Annotated in this window: 15 protein-coding genes and 2 pseudogenes; 9 read left to right on the plus strand and 8 right to left on the minus strand. The window is 66.3% G+C overall.

The genetic code is table 11. The features are described 5' to 3' along the window. Positions 1–18 precede the first annotated feature (18 nt). Entirely contained in the window at positions 19–1,236 is a 1,218-nt protein-coding gene (locus ABZ845_RS04220; RefSeq protein ID WP_360972764.1) for an alpha/beta fold hydrolase, read from the plus strand. 131 nt (positions 1,237–1,367) lie between these two features. Continuing rightward, a complete protein-coding gene (locus ABZ845_RS04225) occupies positions 1,368–1,877 on the plus strand; it encodes a hypothetical protein (RefSeq protein WP_360972766.1) in 510 nt (169 codons plus the stop codon). Here ABZ845_RS04225 and ABZ845_RS04230 read toward each other — a convergent pair. Then, a complete protein-coding gene (locus ABZ845_RS04230; protein ID WP_360972768.1) occupies positions 1,793–2,143 on the minus strand; it encodes a DUF5958 family protein in 351 nt (116 codons plus the stop codon). The genes ABZ845_RS04225 and ABZ845_RS04230 overlap by 85 nt on opposite strands. 672 nt (positions 2,144–2,815) lie before the next feature. Between ABZ845_RS04230 and ABZ845_RS04235 the strand changes: the two are divergent. The 3 genes and pseudogenes from ABZ845_RS04235 to ABZ845_RS04245 form a co-directional block, all read left to right on the plus strand. Continuing rightward, positions 2,816–3,067 (plus strand): annotated as a pseudogene (locus ABZ845_RS04235) (hemerythrin domain-containing protein); the annotation flags it as partial. Next, positions 3,064–3,312, plus strand: a complete 249-nt coding sequence (locus ABZ845_RS04240) for a hypothetical protein (RefSeq protein ID WP_360972770.1) — start codon at positions 3,064–3,066, stop codon at positions 3,310–3,312. The pseudogene ABZ845_RS04235 and the gene ABZ845_RS04240, both read left to right, overlap by 4 nt. 132 nt (positions 3,313–3,444) lie before the next feature. After that, the gene (locus tag ABZ845_RS04245; protein ID WP_360972772.1) at positions 3,445–4,326 is read left to right on the plus strand and encodes a Ku protein; all 882 of its coding nucleotides are present in this window, start codon (positions 3,445–3,447) and stop codon (positions 4,324–4,326) included. On the opposite strand, the gene ABZ845_RS04250 is transcribed toward ABZ845_RS04245, so the two are convergent. Beyond that, a complete protein-coding gene (locus tag ABZ845_RS04250) occupies positions 4,323–4,727 on the minus strand; it encodes a DUF6233 domain-containing protein (protein WP_360972774.1) in 405 nt (134 codons plus the stop codon). The two genes, ABZ845_RS04245 and ABZ845_RS04250, sit on opposite strands and share 4 nt — an antisense overlap. 60 nt (positions 4,728–4,787) lie before the next feature. Here ABZ845_RS04250 and ABZ845_RS04255 point away from each other — a divergent pair, with 60 nt between their 5' ends. Both ABZ845_RS04255 and ABZ845_RS04260 read left to right on the plus strand, forming a co-directional pair. Continuing rightward, positions 4,788–4,982, plus strand: coding sequence for a hypothetical protein (locus ABZ845_RS04255; protein ID WP_360972776.1), 195 nt, complete (start codon positions 4,788–4,790; stop codon positions 4,980–4,982). Further along, entirely contained in the window at positions 4,979–5,191 is a 213-nt protein-coding gene (locus tag ABZ845_RS04260; RefSeq protein WP_360972778.1) for a hypothetical protein, read from the plus strand. The genes ABZ845_RS04255 and ABZ845_RS04260 overlap by 4 nt, the downstream gene beginning before the upstream one ends. A gap of 102 nt (positions 5,192–5,293) precedes the next feature. Here the strand turns inward: ABZ845_RS04260 and ABZ845_RS04265 are convergent, their stop codons facing one another. Beyond that, the gene (locus ABZ845_RS04265) at positions 5,294–5,554 is read right to left on the minus strand and encodes a hypothetical protein (protein ID WP_360972780.1); all 261 of its coding nucleotides are present in this window, start codon (positions 5,552–5,554) and stop codon (positions 5,294–5,296) included. Between the two features lie 234 nt (positions 5,555–5,788). On the opposite strand from ABZ845_RS04265, the gene ABZ845_RS04270 reads away from it, so the two are divergent. Further along, entirely contained in the window at positions 5,789–6,124 is a 336-nt protein-coding gene (locus ABZ845_RS04270) for a hypothetical protein (protein ID WP_360972782.1), read from the plus strand. Positions 6,125–6,463: 339 nt separating this feature from the next. Here ABZ845_RS04270 and ABZ845_RS04275 read toward each other — a convergent pair whose 3' ends face one another. From ABZ845_RS04275 to ABZ845_RS04295, 5 genes and pseudogenes are all read right to left on the minus strand, one after another. Beyond that, positions 6,464–8,140 carry an HNH endonuclease gene (locus tag ABZ845_RS04275; protein ID WP_360972784.1) on the minus strand — a complete coding sequence of 559 codons (1,677 nt, stop codon included), beginning with the start codon at positions 8,138–8,140 and terminating at the stop codon, positions 6,464–6,466. 303 nt (positions 8,141–8,443) lie between these two features. Continuing rightward, a complete protein-coding gene (locus ABZ845_RS04280) occupies positions 8,444–9,094 on the minus strand; it encodes a hypothetical protein (RefSeq protein WP_360972786.1) in 651 nt (216 codons plus the stop codon). A gap of 221 nt (positions 9,095–9,315) precedes the next feature. Further along, a complete protein-coding gene (locus ABZ845_RS04285; protein WP_360972788.1) occupies positions 9,316–10,071 on the minus strand; it encodes a hypothetical protein in 756 nt (251 codons plus the stop codon). A 376-nt stretch (positions 10,072–10,447) separates the two neighbouring features. Then, positions 10,448–11,340: pseudogene (locus ABZ845_RS04290) on the minus strand (tyrosine-type recombinase/integrase); the annotation flags it as partial. A gap of 53 nt (positions 11,341–11,393) precedes the next feature. Then, a complete protein-coding gene (locus ABZ845_RS04295; protein ID WP_360972790.1) occupies positions 11,394–11,918 on the minus strand; it encodes a YncE family protein in 525 nt (174 codons plus the stop codon). 503 nt (positions 11,919–12,421) lie between these two features. On the opposite strand from ABZ845_RS04295, the gene ABZ845_RS04300 reads away from it, so the two are divergent. Beyond that, complete coding sequence (locus ABZ845_RS04300) at positions 12,422–13,882, plus strand: right-handed parallel beta-helix repeat-containing protein (protein ID WP_360972792.1); 1,461 nt, start codon at positions 12,422–12,424, stop codon at positions 13,880–13,882. Positions 13,883–13,915: the final 33 nt, after the last annotated feature.

Consider the following 13,915-nt stretch of genomic DNA (forward strand, 5'->3'; position numbering starts at 1 on the left):
CCATACTGAGGCGGCATCATGCGATTCCTGTTCGAGGACGAGTCCTTCTCCTACGAGAGCCTGCGCGCGGCCGGGTTCGCCAACGACGGCGGCGCGGACTTGGGCGAGGTCATCAGCACCGCCCGCAACATTCCTGAAGGCGACGAGGAGGCCTGGCTGCGCGAGTGGAAAAGCACCGCCGAGCGCGTCCACGCGATCGGCGCCCGCGCTCTGACCGACGGCCACCGGGTGAGCGCCCGCGAGGCCCTGCTGCGCGCCTCCAGCTACTACCGCACCGCCGAGTTCTACCGCCGCGACGACCCCAACAACGACCCCGAGGTCAAGAACCTGTCCACGCTCTCCCGGGAGACCTTCGCGACCGCCGCGACCCTGATGGACACCCCCGTCGAAGCCGTCCGCATCCCGTACGAGGACAGCACGCTGCCGGGGTACCTCTTCCTCGTCGACGACACCGGCACCCCCCGCCCCACCGTCATCTTCACCAGCGGCTTCGACTCCACCCTGGAAGAGGCGTACTTCGCCATCGGCGCCGCCGCACTGCGCCGCGGCTACAACGTGCTCGCCTACGACGGCCCCGGCCAGGGTGCGGCACTGCGCGAGCAGGGCATGGTCTTCCGCCCTGACTGGGAGGCAGTGGTCACCCCGGTGGTCGACTACGCGCTGACCCGCCCCGAGATCGCTCCCGACCGCCTGGCCCTGCTGGGCTACAGCCTCGGCGGCTACCTGGTCGCCCGTGCCGCCGCCCACGAGCACCGCCTGGCTGCCCTGATCCTGGACGACGGCCTCTACAGCTACGGCCAGGCTCACACCCGCTTCATGCCGCCCTTCCTGTGGGAGTGGGTCCAGGCCGCCCGCGACGACCTCGCCAACCCCGTCCTGAGCCTGCTCATGCGTTCCAACACCCAGCTCCGCTGGGCCCTGCGCAACGGCGTGTGGACCTTCGGCGCCACCAGCCCTGCGGACTACGTGCGCCGCACCGCCGACTACACCCTCGACGGCATCGCCCAGCTCATCGACTGCCCCACCCTCATCCTCGACGCCGAGAACGACCAGTTCTTCCACGGCCAGCCCCAGCGCGTCCAGCAGGCCCTGACCTGTCCCCACACCCTGATCACCCTCCCCGAGGCCGAAGGCGCCGGCGAGCACTGCCACATGGGCGCCATGTCCCGCTTCCACCAGGTCACCTTCGACTGGCTGGACACCACTCTCGCCTCGACGGCGCAGCCCAGTAGCTGAGGACACAAAGCCTGCGGTACGTCCGGATGGCGGGGTCGGCGCGATGATGCGCCGACCCCGCCGCCGGGAGACCCGATGACCACGACAGCGGCACAAGACCGCCAGAACGAGACCCGCGAGAGGCTCCAAAGATGACCGGCTACGCCACTGAAGGCTGGACCGAGATGTTCCTGTGCGCGGGCGGTGCGGCAGCAGCGCTCTGCGGCCTGATATTCGTCGGCCTCAGCGTCAACATCCGTACCGTGCTGGACATCGAGAAACGCGAGGGCCAGAGCTTCATGACCGGACGCGCCCTCGAGGCCCTCGTTGCGTTGCTCATCGTCCTGCTCGTCAGTGTCGTCGCCCTGACGCCGACCATCGACCCCGACGTGCTGGCCGCCTTCGTCCTCATCAATGCCGTGGCGAGCGCGGTCTCGCCGTGCCGGGCCGCGTACGCCGGCCGCGGTCGGCGCCCACGGGCCACCGAAGTGCTCCTCAGGCGTTCGCTCGCCGCCGCCGTGACCCTCACCCTGCTCACGGCGGGGACGTCCCTCGCCGTCGGCCACGGTGGCGGCCTCTACTGGCTGCCCGCCGCGTTCGTCCTCGCCATCACAGTCGCCGCCGTCAACGCCTGGGTGCTCCTCGTCGAGGTGCTGCGCTGACAAGCCGTTGTCGTAACGCTCTTGTCGGGCGCCGCTTCCAGGGTGTCGTCGGCGGCGCGCGGCAGGAAGCTCGGGCGCAGACCGGCACGGCGGATGCCCGCCGGTCCGTCCTCGGCGACGGCACGTGCCTGGACACAGTGGTGGCGCAGAAACAGCAGGGCCTCGGACTGCTCCTCTGGGGCGAGTGCGTCGAACCATGCGATGCCCTGTGACATCGGGCGGAGCCCCCGGGCAAGTTCGTTGAGTATGACGTCGCGTTCGGTCACGCCTGTCTCCCGTCGGGCAGGCGGCGCTTCGCCGCGGAGTCGAGGTCAGTGGAACCAGGTAACGAGTCGCACATGGTCTGCTCCATGGAGTTCGCTGAGTGTCCGCATCACGCTCCAGACCGGCCCCCAGTGGGTTTCGTTTCCGGCGACCGATTCTCGGCTTCGCGTGCCGGAGCTGTCTGTTTCCTGCCAGTCGGTCGAGGCGAGCTGGGCCCACGTGATCCATGTCGGCCGTGGGTGTCAGGAGATCCGCCGTACGCGGCGTACTCGGTCTGGAGCCCCTCGAATGCGTCGCTCGGAAAGCCGTGGCTTTCGGCCAGAGGGCGGAAGCCGAAGTGGTTCCGGATGCCGAAGAGGCAGGCGAGGGCGTCGTAGGCGTTGCCGTTGTTGAGTAGGAAGAGGTCGATGGCGGCGTGCCACACGGAGTCCTCGTCGTCGGGGCCCCAGAGGCGGGCACCTGGCCGACACTCGATCATCCCGCTGACTTCTGTAGACATGCACGCATGCTGCCCGCACGACCCGTGATTCGGCACCTGCTTTTCCTACGACCCGCTTCGCCAAGTGCGCACGTGCCGCTATCGGCCATCAAGCGCACAGCCCCGCCAAGTCAACGGCTCACTCGCCAAGTGAAGTGCTCAGTCTCATTAAGATCGCGATTCGCTACAAAGTCGAGTCGTCAAACTCAGGACCGAGGTGACCGCGCACATCGAGGACGAGGAGAACAACCTCTTCCCCCGACTGCGCGACGGGGTACACCCCTACGTGCTCGAGAGCCTGGGCAAGAAGATCCAGGAAGCGAAGAAAACCGCCCCGACACGGCCCCACCCCGCGGCACCCACCACGCCGCCAGCCAACAAACTGCTCGCCCCGGGACTCGGTCTGGTGGACCGCATCCGTGACTATGTCACCGGCCGCGGACGGTGACAGCTTCGAGGACGGGCTGCCGATCCGCTCCACATCCCGGGGCCCGTTCGACCAGGAAGCGGCACGGTCGCTACCGCCAATGGCTGCTCGAATGGTCCCCAAGGCCGTATCCGGCACGGATCCTCGGTCTCACGATCCGCTACCTCAACCCCGTCACTGGCGAGTACGCCACACCGCAGCTCGCACTCGAGACCCAGTGGGACGACAAGTGGACCGACGCGGCATCCGAGGACATCGGGCTCTGACCATACGAACACCCCCGCAGCCGTCCTGGCTGCGGGGGTGTTCTGCTGTCCGTCTGAGCGTGGCCGCTGGCGAGCGCCACGCCACGAGCGTTCGTAGGCTGGCTGTGCTGGGGGTTCCTGCGGAGGTGTGCCATGCCTCGAACCATCTGGTCGGGCGCCATCAGCTTCGGCCTGGTCACGGTACCGATCCACGTCCAGTCAGCCACCGAAGATCACAGTGTCCGCTTCCACCAGTACCACCTGGAGGACATGGCGCGGGTGCGGGTGCGGAAGTTCTGCGAGCTGGAGGACCGTGAGGTCCCGGCACACGAGATCGGCAAGGGGTACGAGCTGACCAAGACGGAGGTCGTGCCGGTCACGGACCAGGAGCTGCGGAGCTTGCCCCTGCCGACGGCGAAGGCGATCGAGATCGAGGGATTCGTGCCACTCTCCTCGGTGGATCCGCTCCGGATCGGGGAGGGCTACTACCTACGGCCGGACGGCCCGGTGGCGGCGAAGCCGTACAAGCTGCTCCAGCGGGCGCTCGGGAGGTCGTCGCGCGTGGCGGTCGCCAAGTACTCGTGGAGCGGCAGGGAGCGCCTGGGGCTGCTGCGGGTGCGAGGGGAGGCCATCGTGCTGCACGCGATGCGCTGGCCGGACGAGGTCCGGTCCGCGGAGGCGCTGTCCCCGCCGGCTGTGGAGGTCACCGACGACGAGATCGACGACGCGCTCGCCCTGGCGGACAGGATGATGCGCGAGGATCTCGAGGGCCCGGAATTCGTCGACCACTACACCGAGGCTCTGACCCAGATCATCGCGGCGAAGCGGGAAGACATGCCGCTCCCCGCACAGCCGGAGCAGGCGAAGCCGACCGCGCTGGTCGACTTGATGGCCGCGCTGAACGCCTCGGTGCAGCAGGCCAAAGCGGCCCGCGGCGAGGACGCCGAGGTCCATGACCTTCCGCCGAAGAAGAAGGCGCCGGCTGAAAGGACGGCAGGTAAGAAGGCGTCGGGCCGGAAGCCGCGCAGTGCCTAGTCGAGGATTCCGAGCACCCTGTCGGGCCGGCAGAACGGGCACGCTTCCACGCCGCCGAGGAGGACGCTCCGCGCCTCATCCGACGGGACGGCCTGGGTGAGGCGACCGGTCTGCCCGCAGTCAGCGAGGTGCACATAGGACGGCTGCGGCCCGTCCCGTGTCGGCCGCCGACTGATCACGTACCCGGGTTGTGGCCCATGCGCAGGCGCTTCCTTAGCTGGCCGGCTGGACGGAGACGGCGCCTGCCGGTCGTGCTCGCTCTCCGCCTGTTGTAGGGCGCGGAGAACGGCATCGTGCTGGCGACGCAGGTACACAGCGACGATCTCGTGCTCGGCGCGCTGCCGCTCAAGGTGCGCCAGGATCACGCGAAGACGCGCAGGATCCGGAGGCAGCTCGGTCATATATTCGATTCTAGGCGTGGGCTGGGCGTCTGCCATCCTTGGGGCGACACAGGAGGTCCCATGTCCCACCGCCCGTACCCGAACCGTGAGCGCGTGCTCGCGCGGGTCCACCGCAGCTGCTTCGGCGTCTCCGCCTGCCGCAGGAACCGGCGGGTCGCGCACCGATACGACATGGGCTTCAACCTTGCCGACCCGAAGATGATCGGCCCCTTCCCCGGCGATGAATACCGCCTCTTCACCCGCGGGCCGGCATGAGCGAACCCGGCCGCTACCACCTCACCCTGACCCTGGATGGTCGTGGAGCCCTGGACGGCTGGTGGGAGCGTGAGGCGACCGCGCGACGGAAGTTCGCATCGACCGTCGGCGACTACGGCCGCGACGGGGCGATGGTGGTCCTCGTCGACACCGAGACGGACGAGCAGCTAGCCGTCTGGCCGGAGCCCGTTGTCAGCGGCGGCTCGTAGCATTGCCTTGTCATATCAGCAGATGCTGGCGCTGAGCTGAGCCCCGCCCCGCCTGGTCACGCAGCGGGCGCGGGGCGCACGACTTGGAGGGGCCCGTGGATGTCAGCTCGGGTAGTCGTCGCCCAGCACCTCACGCCGCTCCCGCTCCAGTCGCTGGTTCAACGGCCTCGTCATCCTGAACGCCGTCACCGTCAACGCCGCAAACACCACCACGAACAGCAGCTGCCCAATCGTAGGCATGCCCGTCAGCGCGCTGACCGCGGACGCGATGAACAACGCGATCAGATTCCCGACCAGCCACGCGCCGAAAATCTTCCGCTTCTCAGCCCGAACGATCCGCTGCACTTCGGCATAGCTGTGCATGCGCACCCCCTGTAGTACGACAATCAACTGTCCGGGGCATCATGCGCAGGGTGGGCCGCCGCCGTCCCGCACATACGAGGGTGAGCCCCGTTTCGAGGCGTCTGGGGGAGCCACGCGTCGCGTCATTTCATGATCAATGTGGATAAGAAATGATGTCAGTGACCCCGGTGTGTGAGCTGTGGAAGCCGTCGGAGTTCCCGGCGTGATCGGAGCGCCTTGGGACAGTCGCGTCTGGTGCCGCCTGTATTCGCCGAGCTCGCTTTGCAGGTGAGCTATGCCCTGCGGCAGGCAGGGTTCCATGTGATCAGTGACGCGGCGATTGAGCGGGCATCGGGACTTCATGTGGGTGAAGCTCCGGAGGGAGTGCTGATCCGCTGGCTCGTGTCCGATGGGTTCACCGCGCTGGCGTTCGACCAGCCCGGGGCTTCCAGCGTCGGCATGCGTGTGGTCGTGCAGGCCGCTGTGTCGGGTCTGCTCGTGCAGATGGGACACACGGTGATGGAAGCATCCGACGGGGAAGGCCTGCTGGTTCTGGCGAATGTGGCGCAGCCGGATCGGCCCGCGTCGTAGTTGGTTTCCGGGGCATGGTGCGGGCCGGCGCCACGCTCGCTCGCAGCGACCGGTGCGGTCGGAAATTCGGACTCTCTCACTCGGAGACGCTAAATCTGTCATCGGCACTTGCCCCATGCTGTTGCCGGAGTGAACTGTCCGGTGAACGTGCCCCGGGCTAATCCGGATAGCGCGATCCACTCCCCTTTCCGGGGCCTGTGGGCCATGTGTGGGCCAGACAGCCCCTCACAGAAGCCGAAACAACCTCTGACCAGGGCGTTCGTACTGCATGCTTGACGCTCTTGAAAGCCGTTCCCGTCGCCCATGGTGCCTACCTTGGGGCAAGCACCGATGCCTGTGCTACTTGAGCCTCTCCTCATGTAGCCGGCGGGCTGTAGCTGCGAGGAGCCGTCGCAGCTTGTCCCTGTTCTCGCCGTAGGTCTTCAGTGCATGGCAGTTCGGGCATAGAGCGATCATGTTCCAGGGGACATCGGGTCCGCCCTTGGCCAGGTCCTTGACGTGGTCGACCTGCAGGATGGGCAGGCCGGCTGTGGTTCGCTCGGTGGGGTGGCCGGCGCACTTAGGGCTTTCGCACCTGTTCTGACAGCGCTTGATGACCGCTGCTCTCGCGCTGGGGTCGCGGACATACTTGTCGGCCAGCGTGGGCTTCTTCAGCTGGCCCCGACGCTCGGCGTTCGCTTCCGCCTTCTGCGCCAAGCGCCTGTACGCGTCCTCGTCGCTCTCTCCAGTGCCGGGCGCTTCCAGGTCGACGTCGCTGGGGCGGTAGTCGTCCGTTTCGTCGTGCAGCTCGCCCGTATCAATCTCCAGTGCCTCAAGCACTTCAAGGGGCCAGGTTTCACGTTCCGGGGAGGGGACGGGCGCGAGAATCCAGAGGAACTCGCGGCGCGGCTGCTTGTCCTCTCCGGTACCCCAGCGCAGCCGGCGTTGCACGATCACGGCCCAGGTTTCGAAGCTCCACTGTCCCTGGAACGGCTTGTGCCAGTGGCGCAGCGGGCGGCCAGCAGTCTGATGCTCGGCCATGAGCTCGTTGCCGTCAGTGAGCTTTTGGTCACCTGAGAGACCGTCGCCGACGTAGGCGATCCAGTTTGTATCCGGGATGCGTCCGTCGGCGTAGGGTCCCTTGTCGTCCGAGAAGACGCTCAGGATGCCGTCGGCGAGACAGCCGATCCCTGCCATCTTCTGTCCGCCGTAGGTGCGCCAGATGGCCTCGCGGTCTTTGAACGTTTCCCCGAGTAGAGGCCGCAGAGCATCTGGCCACCTGCCGGCGAGCAGCTCGTGAAGGCCGAAGTCTTCCAGCAAGCTTTCGGGAAGGGGATGGAAGTAGCGGAGGATCAGCCCTGCCGCCGCGGAGGCCGCGGCATCAGAGTGCGAGCGGAGCAGGTCGTAGTCGTCCTCGCGCAGGCCGCCGGCTGGGTTGACTTCGTTCAGGGATTCAAGGGTGGGGCGGCGCCCTCGGCTGGTCAGGGTGAGTTCCTGCCCCTGCTCAACGGTCCAGAGCTCATCGCGAGTGAGAGCCCAAAACGGGTAACGGGTTCCGTCCGCACCGTCTTCGACCTGGCCGTACTTCACCATGAGCGGAGCAACGGCGTCTCGGGTGGCTGACCATGGCTGCAGTCGGGGGGCTCCGGCCATCGCCTGCCCGATTGCCCAGAGGAGAAGAACGGGGCGGTGCAGGGCAGGGCCCGTCGCACGACGGGCCGGCCGGACATCTCCCACCCGCCGGTGAAAGGTCTTGGGGGGCTCTACGACGGTGAAGCCCTCCCTCCTCAACCAGGCCACTGCGTGCTTGAGACCACCGCTGAACCCGGGGGTAGAGGGCTTGAGCGCTACGCCGAAGTCGTACTTGTGGGCGACGCCGGCTATCGCTTTGGAGTCGTAAAGCTTTCCGTCGTGTTCAAGGAGATAGGTAATCGCGGCGTGGTAGCCGTAGGTATCCCGGAACGCCTCCGGGCCGAGCCGGTCGTGCTCTGCAATCGCCTGCAGGATGCCTGCACGAGTGATCTCAGAAGGTGCCATGGCAGCACGGTAGATCAGGGCACTGACAGTGGGGGTGGCCCTGTGGTGCGCCACTGGACAGGCTGACGGGCCAAGTTGGTGTGTATCGTTCGCCAGCCCTGAACCAGCGCTTGCGCTACAGGCGTGCCGGTTAACGTGCGGGGGTCCGATGTCTCTCCCACTGCGGCGGGCCTGCTGGTGGCGGTCATCGGCACAGTTGGCCAGTACGTGCAGTAGTGCGGCTCACTTTTGAGTATCGGTAGTGGGCGGAAGCCGGCACACAGCGAGCCCGGCCTCAGCGCGACCGGGCTTGTGACTACACCGTCAGCCTGGAGCCTCGGCGTCCAAGAAGCCCGCATTTTCAGCCACTGGACGAAGTCCCCCCTCCGAGTCTTTGTGCCAGCGCTGCCCCGCTTCATCTGTGAAGTAGAGGTCGGCCCGAAACTGCACATGCTTGGAACCGCCAGGGGGCGAGAGGAATTCCGCTGACTCCAGCGGACCTAGATCCACTGGCGGCGGAGATTCCGAGTCTCGTCGCCCGATGATCCTAGTGAAGATGACCTGCGTCCCTGGGTCGTAGCAGCCGAACCAGAGAACGTTGACGTCACGCAGCCACCCCGAGCTGCGGTTACTCACCAACCACCACTGCCGTTCGTCGCCCCAGGTCCTACTGCAGCGGAATGCAACCCTTCTGGCCTGCTCCCATTGCCGCTTCTCAGCAGAGGCTGTCAACTCCTTGCGTTGCAGCTCCAGGACCTTGGACTGATCAGCAATAAACTTGCGCTGCTCGTCGAGTTGCACTCTTTGATTACCAAGCGTCGCTAGTGCGCCGTACGCTGCCGCAGCGCCGACAAAAGCGGCTACCCATGCAGGAACGCTCCCCAAATCTAGCCACGACAGATTAAAATAAGACAAACGGTGACAAGGTAGATCAGGACATGATGATCCGTGGGTAACCATGTCAATGCTCTTCATGATGCCCAGAATATTAGATAAGACGTAACTTCTGCTGAAATATCTCGTCACTGTGCGGCGCCTAGCTCGGGGCGCCGGAAGTCGGTTCCGTCCCCCACATGTCCCCCGGCTGCGGCAAGACTGTGCAACAGCACTGGTGAGGTGGGCCGCAACCAGCCCGCTGTAAATCTGCCAGTCAGGTGGCGCTACTGGGGGCGACAGCAACCACTTGGTGACTCGCGTCAGGAACCAACGGGGCTTTCGTCCTCGATCAGCCCGACCTCCCGGCCGATGCGGTCAAGGTCTGCGGTCCAGGGCCGACCCGCCATCAAGTCGTTGAACGCCTGCATGCCGAGGTGAAGCAGCAGGCAGGCCATGAGTGGCGAACGCTCGCTTGGGTCGGGAGCCTTCCCATACTCCGGCCGTGCGAGCAGTCGCACGGCCTCGCTCGAGTCATCACGGAATGCCTGAGCAGCCGTCAGCCCCGAGTGCGACAGCTGCGTTTCACTGAGCCAGACTTCCAGCAGGCCCTTGGTTGCCAGGCTGTTCAGCAGCTTGCTGGTGTTCGCGTACTGGTTGGCCGCGTTGGGCGTGATGACTGCCGCCGCGACTGCGTCGGCCGACGCAGCTACCTCGTCGTCGTACGAGAAGGTGTCGCCCTGGTCTATCGCCTTGCGCAGCTTGTCCTGGGTGTGCTGGAGCGCCTTATTCAGAGAATCGACGGCGTCCCCTCCGTCCCTCGCCAGCCATTGAATCTGCGCCATGTACTCGATCATCAAGCGACGATTCGGGGCCGCCTCGTGGCCGAACCCCTTGCGATGAAGCAGCACCACGGCGGACGCCTGACCGTGCAGGGCTGCCAGCAGGCCCCATCCGACTAGGAACGGCCGCTGGTCTTCCGAACCAGGTGCGAAGGTCGTTACACCCGATTCCAGCAGCTCTGTCAATGCTTCCAGGCCAGCGATGGCCCGAGCGTTGTCTTGCTCAACCTTCGTCATGGAGGCAAGGGTGCCGGAGCGCAGCGCCGCAGCGCACAACGATTAGCGCGATAAGTCAGAAGGACAAGAGGGTCCGTTGTTCTCGCGATGCTCAGTGGACGCAACCGGCGCACCCATGCTTCGTGGGGTAGGCGTGGGGTTGTGTGCCTCATGTCGGTGATTTTGCGAGGTCAGTCGCCTTCGGCTGCGCGGTCTGTAAATCTGCCGGCTCAGCCTTCCCAGGTTCGAATCCTGGCGCCGCCACCCTTGAAGAAGCCCCCTCTGAACTGCGGAAACGCAGCGCGGAGGGGGCTTCTTTTTATCGAACGCTCACGTTCGAGGAGTGATCGAAATGCGGCCTTTGTCTCACCTCGTCACGCGGGACACTCACGTCTGATCAGGGCGTGTCCCCCAGGCGTCCCCCGGGGAATGCGCTAGCCCCGTCCCATTCCCGCAGGCCAGCCTCGATCTGGCGGTTCGCGCGTTCCTGTGCCTGGGCCAGAACCTTCGCGTAGACGCGGAGCAGCACAGCCACCGAGTGGCCGGCCCGGCGCGCCACTTCCATGGGGTCGACGCCGGAGAAGAGCCAGAAGGAGACGCCGGCGCAGCGGAGGTCATGCGGCCGACGGGCGAGCGGCGAACGCTCCTCTGCGTCCGTCAGAGCGGCTTCGCGAGTCCGCTCCCAGACCTCGCCATATCCCGTGTCCTGAATGACACCGCCACGGCTTGTACGGAACAGGCGTCCGTCCGGTGCTGTGCCGTGCCGCCGGATGTGCTCGCGGAGCATCGCAACGAAGTGCGGCGGGACGGGCACTACTCGGGAGTCTCGTGCTGCCCGCGCCTTCAGGTGGCGGTCTTGGCGGGCTCGACCATCATCCGTCCAGTCACGGCCGGCGTGGACGATGCCGCCGCGTAGCGTCAACCTGCCCCAGCCGCTCTCCGGGAGGTCGCACTGGGCTGAGGTCAGGCCGACGGCTTCGGCGGGTCGCATGGCGGCGTAGTACAAGCAACCGAAAAGGCTTCGAGGTGGACACCGCGCTCACCCTGTCCAAGTACGCCCTCGAGCACGGTTCGGACTTGGCGGGGGTTCGCGACGCTTGCGGGGTCCACTTCCTCTGTGGACTTCGGCGCAGTCCACTTCACCGTGGACAGTGGGTTAATCGGCACGCTGAAGTAGCGACGCACCACCGCGAGGCCGAGGACGTCACTCAGACATGCACGCTTGCGGCGCGCGGTGCGCCCGGCTGCGGGAGAGCCGTTCAGCAAGGTCGACAGCGCATCGAGTGCCAGCACAAGGCGACGTTACGCGAGCGTCGTAGGGGGCTGCCGTCTGTGGCGGGTCGTCAGCCGTGGTGTGGCTGCTGTCTGCTGGGCACGCCGTGCCTGGCGTCGTGCTTGCCGGGTTTCTGCTTCTTGTCGTGTCTGCCGTTGTGGTGGTGCTGCTTTTCGCATCGTTCGCCGTGCTTGATGGTGCTGGTGTCGCTGTTCCTCTCGTGTGCGCTGTCCGTGGCGGGTCGTTTATTCGTGGTGTGGCTGTTGCTTGCTGGGCACGGCGTGATGGCCACACCGATCGGGAAGAGGCCGACGGGGATGGTGGCGGTGACCGTGTTGGTGGTGGTGTCGATCACCGACACATCGTTCGAGAAGGCTTTGGTGACGTAGGCGCGGGTGCCTTGGGGGGTGATGGCCACACCCGTCGGGCCGCCTCCGACGGGGATGGTGGCGGTGACCGTGTTCGTAGCCGTGTCGACCACCGACACCGTGTCCGAGTTGAAATTGGTGGCATAGGCGCTCGGCGTGGGGGCGGTCGCCCGCGTCGGGGCGGCAGCCAGGGCCGGCAGGGACGGTCCCGCCAGTATGGCCAGCATGGCCAGGGCGCCGATGACCAGCCGCCAGATGCCCGGGCGTGGCCTGAGCCTGCTCCGGTCCTGTACCGGGCCGCCCTGCGGCCCGGGCTGCTTGCCCGCATGTGGGATCCCGAACGCCTCGCTTCGTCAGAAAGAGCGGCCGCGAACGGACATACCGTGGACGCCGACAGCGCGCCGCAGCCACAACACAACAGGTGACCGCTCGTCACTTTATGTAGCTTTCTATGAATAGGGCGGACAGCACTCCGCAGCCAAAGTGCTAGGCCAGGGTCTGATGTAGGTTCGGGTCCGGCCACCCATGAAGCGGTGCATGCGACACGGCAGCGCGGATACTCCTTACGGAGGCGCTCGATGTGGAGCGGGGTGCAATGGCCCTCCAACTCGCCTTCGGCGTTCGGGGGCCTGCGTGTGCCGCCTCTCAACCTGGCCGCTGTAGGCCGATCGCATGACCGTCCGTTGCAGGGCGGTATGTTGGCCCTGATGGTTGTATGCCCTGGTTAGCTTTGCTGCTGCCGTTCCGCGTCGGCGGACCGGATGGTCCGGACGAGCGGCGGAGGACAGCGATGGCCAGGCGGAGCTTGCAGGTCGGGGTGTCTGTGGCGGCGGGTGTGCTGCTCGCAGGATTGGCGGTCCTTCCGGCGCACGCGAATACGCCGGTGGCCTGCTCGGACACGGCTCTGGTCCAGGCGATCAACGACTCCAACGGCGGGCTGAACGACCACATTCTGGACCTGACGTCGTACTGCGTGTACACCCTCACCGACGCCGACGGCCAGCTCCCCACGATCACCGCGCCGCTGGTGATCCATGGCCACAACGCGACCATCCGCCGCGACCCGAACGCCACCACCAATTTCCGGATCATCGAGGTCGGCGCCACATCACTGACCATGGACGCCCTTACCGTCATGAACGGCAACGTCATCGGCGCGAGCTCTGGTGGCGGCGTACTCCTCAATACCAATGGCGGGTCTCTGACCACTACCAACGTTAACTTCCAGGGCAACTCGGCCCCTGCCGGCGGTGCGATCGAAGCTGAGGGCTCTACGTCGCTCTCCCTCACAGGCGGCACGGTCAGCGACAACCGCGCCACTGTCACCCAAGGCGGCGGCATCCTGGTTTCGGGAGGTGTCCCGGTCGCCCTGGACTCGGTGACCGTGACCCGCAACCGCGCCAACGTCGCAGGCGGAGGCATGTACCTCGCCACCAGCCTGTCCGCGACCGTCACGAACAGCACCATTAGCCACAACACGGCGAAACTGGCCGGCGGCGGCATGGTCTTCATCAGCTCCGGCACGCTGTCCGTCACCAGTACCACGATCGCGGACAATCGGGTCTCGAACAGTGTGGAAGGCGGGGGCGCACTTCTCTTCGCCCCGGACCCCGGCGGGAGTGGCACGATCACGGGTTCCACGATCAGCGGCAACTCGGTCACCGGTTTCACCACGGACGACAGCTTCAGCAATCTGGGCGGGGGCATCATGATGGAGACCGGCCCGCTTACCCTGGACAGCACCACTGTGAAAGGCAATCAGCTGGTCGGCGCCTTCGGGCATGGAGGGGGCATCGCGACGCACGGAAACGGTGATGTGCCAACCGTGCTGAACCTGCAGAACGGCACCACTCTCACCGGCAATCTCGCCTCCGGCCGCTACTCACAGGGCGGCGGCCTGTACGCCGATACCTTCAACAGCGGCGTGTCCGTGTCGGTGGACTCCTCCCATATCGACGCCAACAGGGTTACCGGTACCGGCTCCGCTGCCGCGGGCATCTACAACAACGGCGGCACTTTCACGGCGCTCACCAACTCCAGCGTGAACAACAACACCGCACCGATCGCCCCGGCACCCGGCGGCATCTACACCACCGTAGCCATCAGCAACACCAGCGGTTCCGCCTTCACCGGCAACACCCCCACCAACTGCCTCCTCAGCCCTGCCCCCGTTACCGGCTGCGTCGGCTGACACGACGCCAGCGCCGCGTTCGAGCGGGACACG

The sequence above is a fragment of the Streptomyces sp. NPDC047022 genome (assembly GCF_040644155.1).
GTDB lineage: Bacteria > Actinomycetota > Actinomycetes > Streptomycetales > Streptomycetaceae > Streptomyces.

Bases quoted from the DNA above. Each gene is read 5' to 3' on its own strand.
- ABZ845_RS04280 (WP_360972786.1), bottom strand. From the start codon at position 9,094: ATGAAGAGCATTGACATGGTTACCCACGGATCATCATGTCCTGATCTA.
- ABZ845_RS04265 (WP_360972780.1), bottom strand. From the start codon at position 5,554: ATGCACAGCTATGCCGAAGTGCAGCGGATCGTTCGGGCTGAGAAGCGG.
- ABZ845_RS04285 (WP_360972788.1), bottom strand. From the start codon at position 10,071: ATGACGAAGGTTGAGCAAGACAACGCTCGGGCCATCGCTGGCCTGGAA.
- ABZ845_RS04245 (WP_360972772.1), top strand. From the start codon at position 3,445: ATGCCTCGAACCATCTGGTCGGGCGCCATCAGCTTCGGCCTGGTCACG.
- ABZ845_RS04260 (WP_360972778.1), top strand. From the start codon at position 4,979: ATGAGCGAACCCGGCCGCTACCACCTCACCCTGACCCTGGATGGTCGT.
- ABZ845_RS04295 (WP_360972790.1), bottom strand. From the start codon at position 11,918: ATGCTGGCCATACTGGCGGGACCGTCCCTGCCGGCCCTGGCTGCCGCC.
- ABZ845_RS04220 (WP_360972764.1), top strand. From the start codon at position 19: ATGCGATTCCTGTTCGAGGACGAGTCCTTCTCCTACGAGAGCCTGCGC.
- ABZ845_RS04225 (WP_360972766.1), top strand. From the start codon at position 1,368: ATGACCGGCTACGCCACTGAAGGCTGGACCGAGATGTTCCTGTGCGCG.
- ABZ845_RS04250 (WP_360972774.1), bottom strand. From the start codon at position 4,727: ATGACCGAGCTGCCTCCGGATCCTGCGCGTCTTCGCGTGATCCTGGCG.
- ABZ845_RS04275 (WP_360972784.1), bottom strand. From the start codon at position 8,140: ATGGCACCTTCTGAGATCACTCGTGCAGGCATCCTGCAGGCGATTGCA.
- ABZ845_RS04255 (WP_360972776.1), top strand. From the start codon at position 4,788: ATGTCCCACCGCCCGTACCCGAACCGTGAGCGCGTGCTCGCGCGGGTC.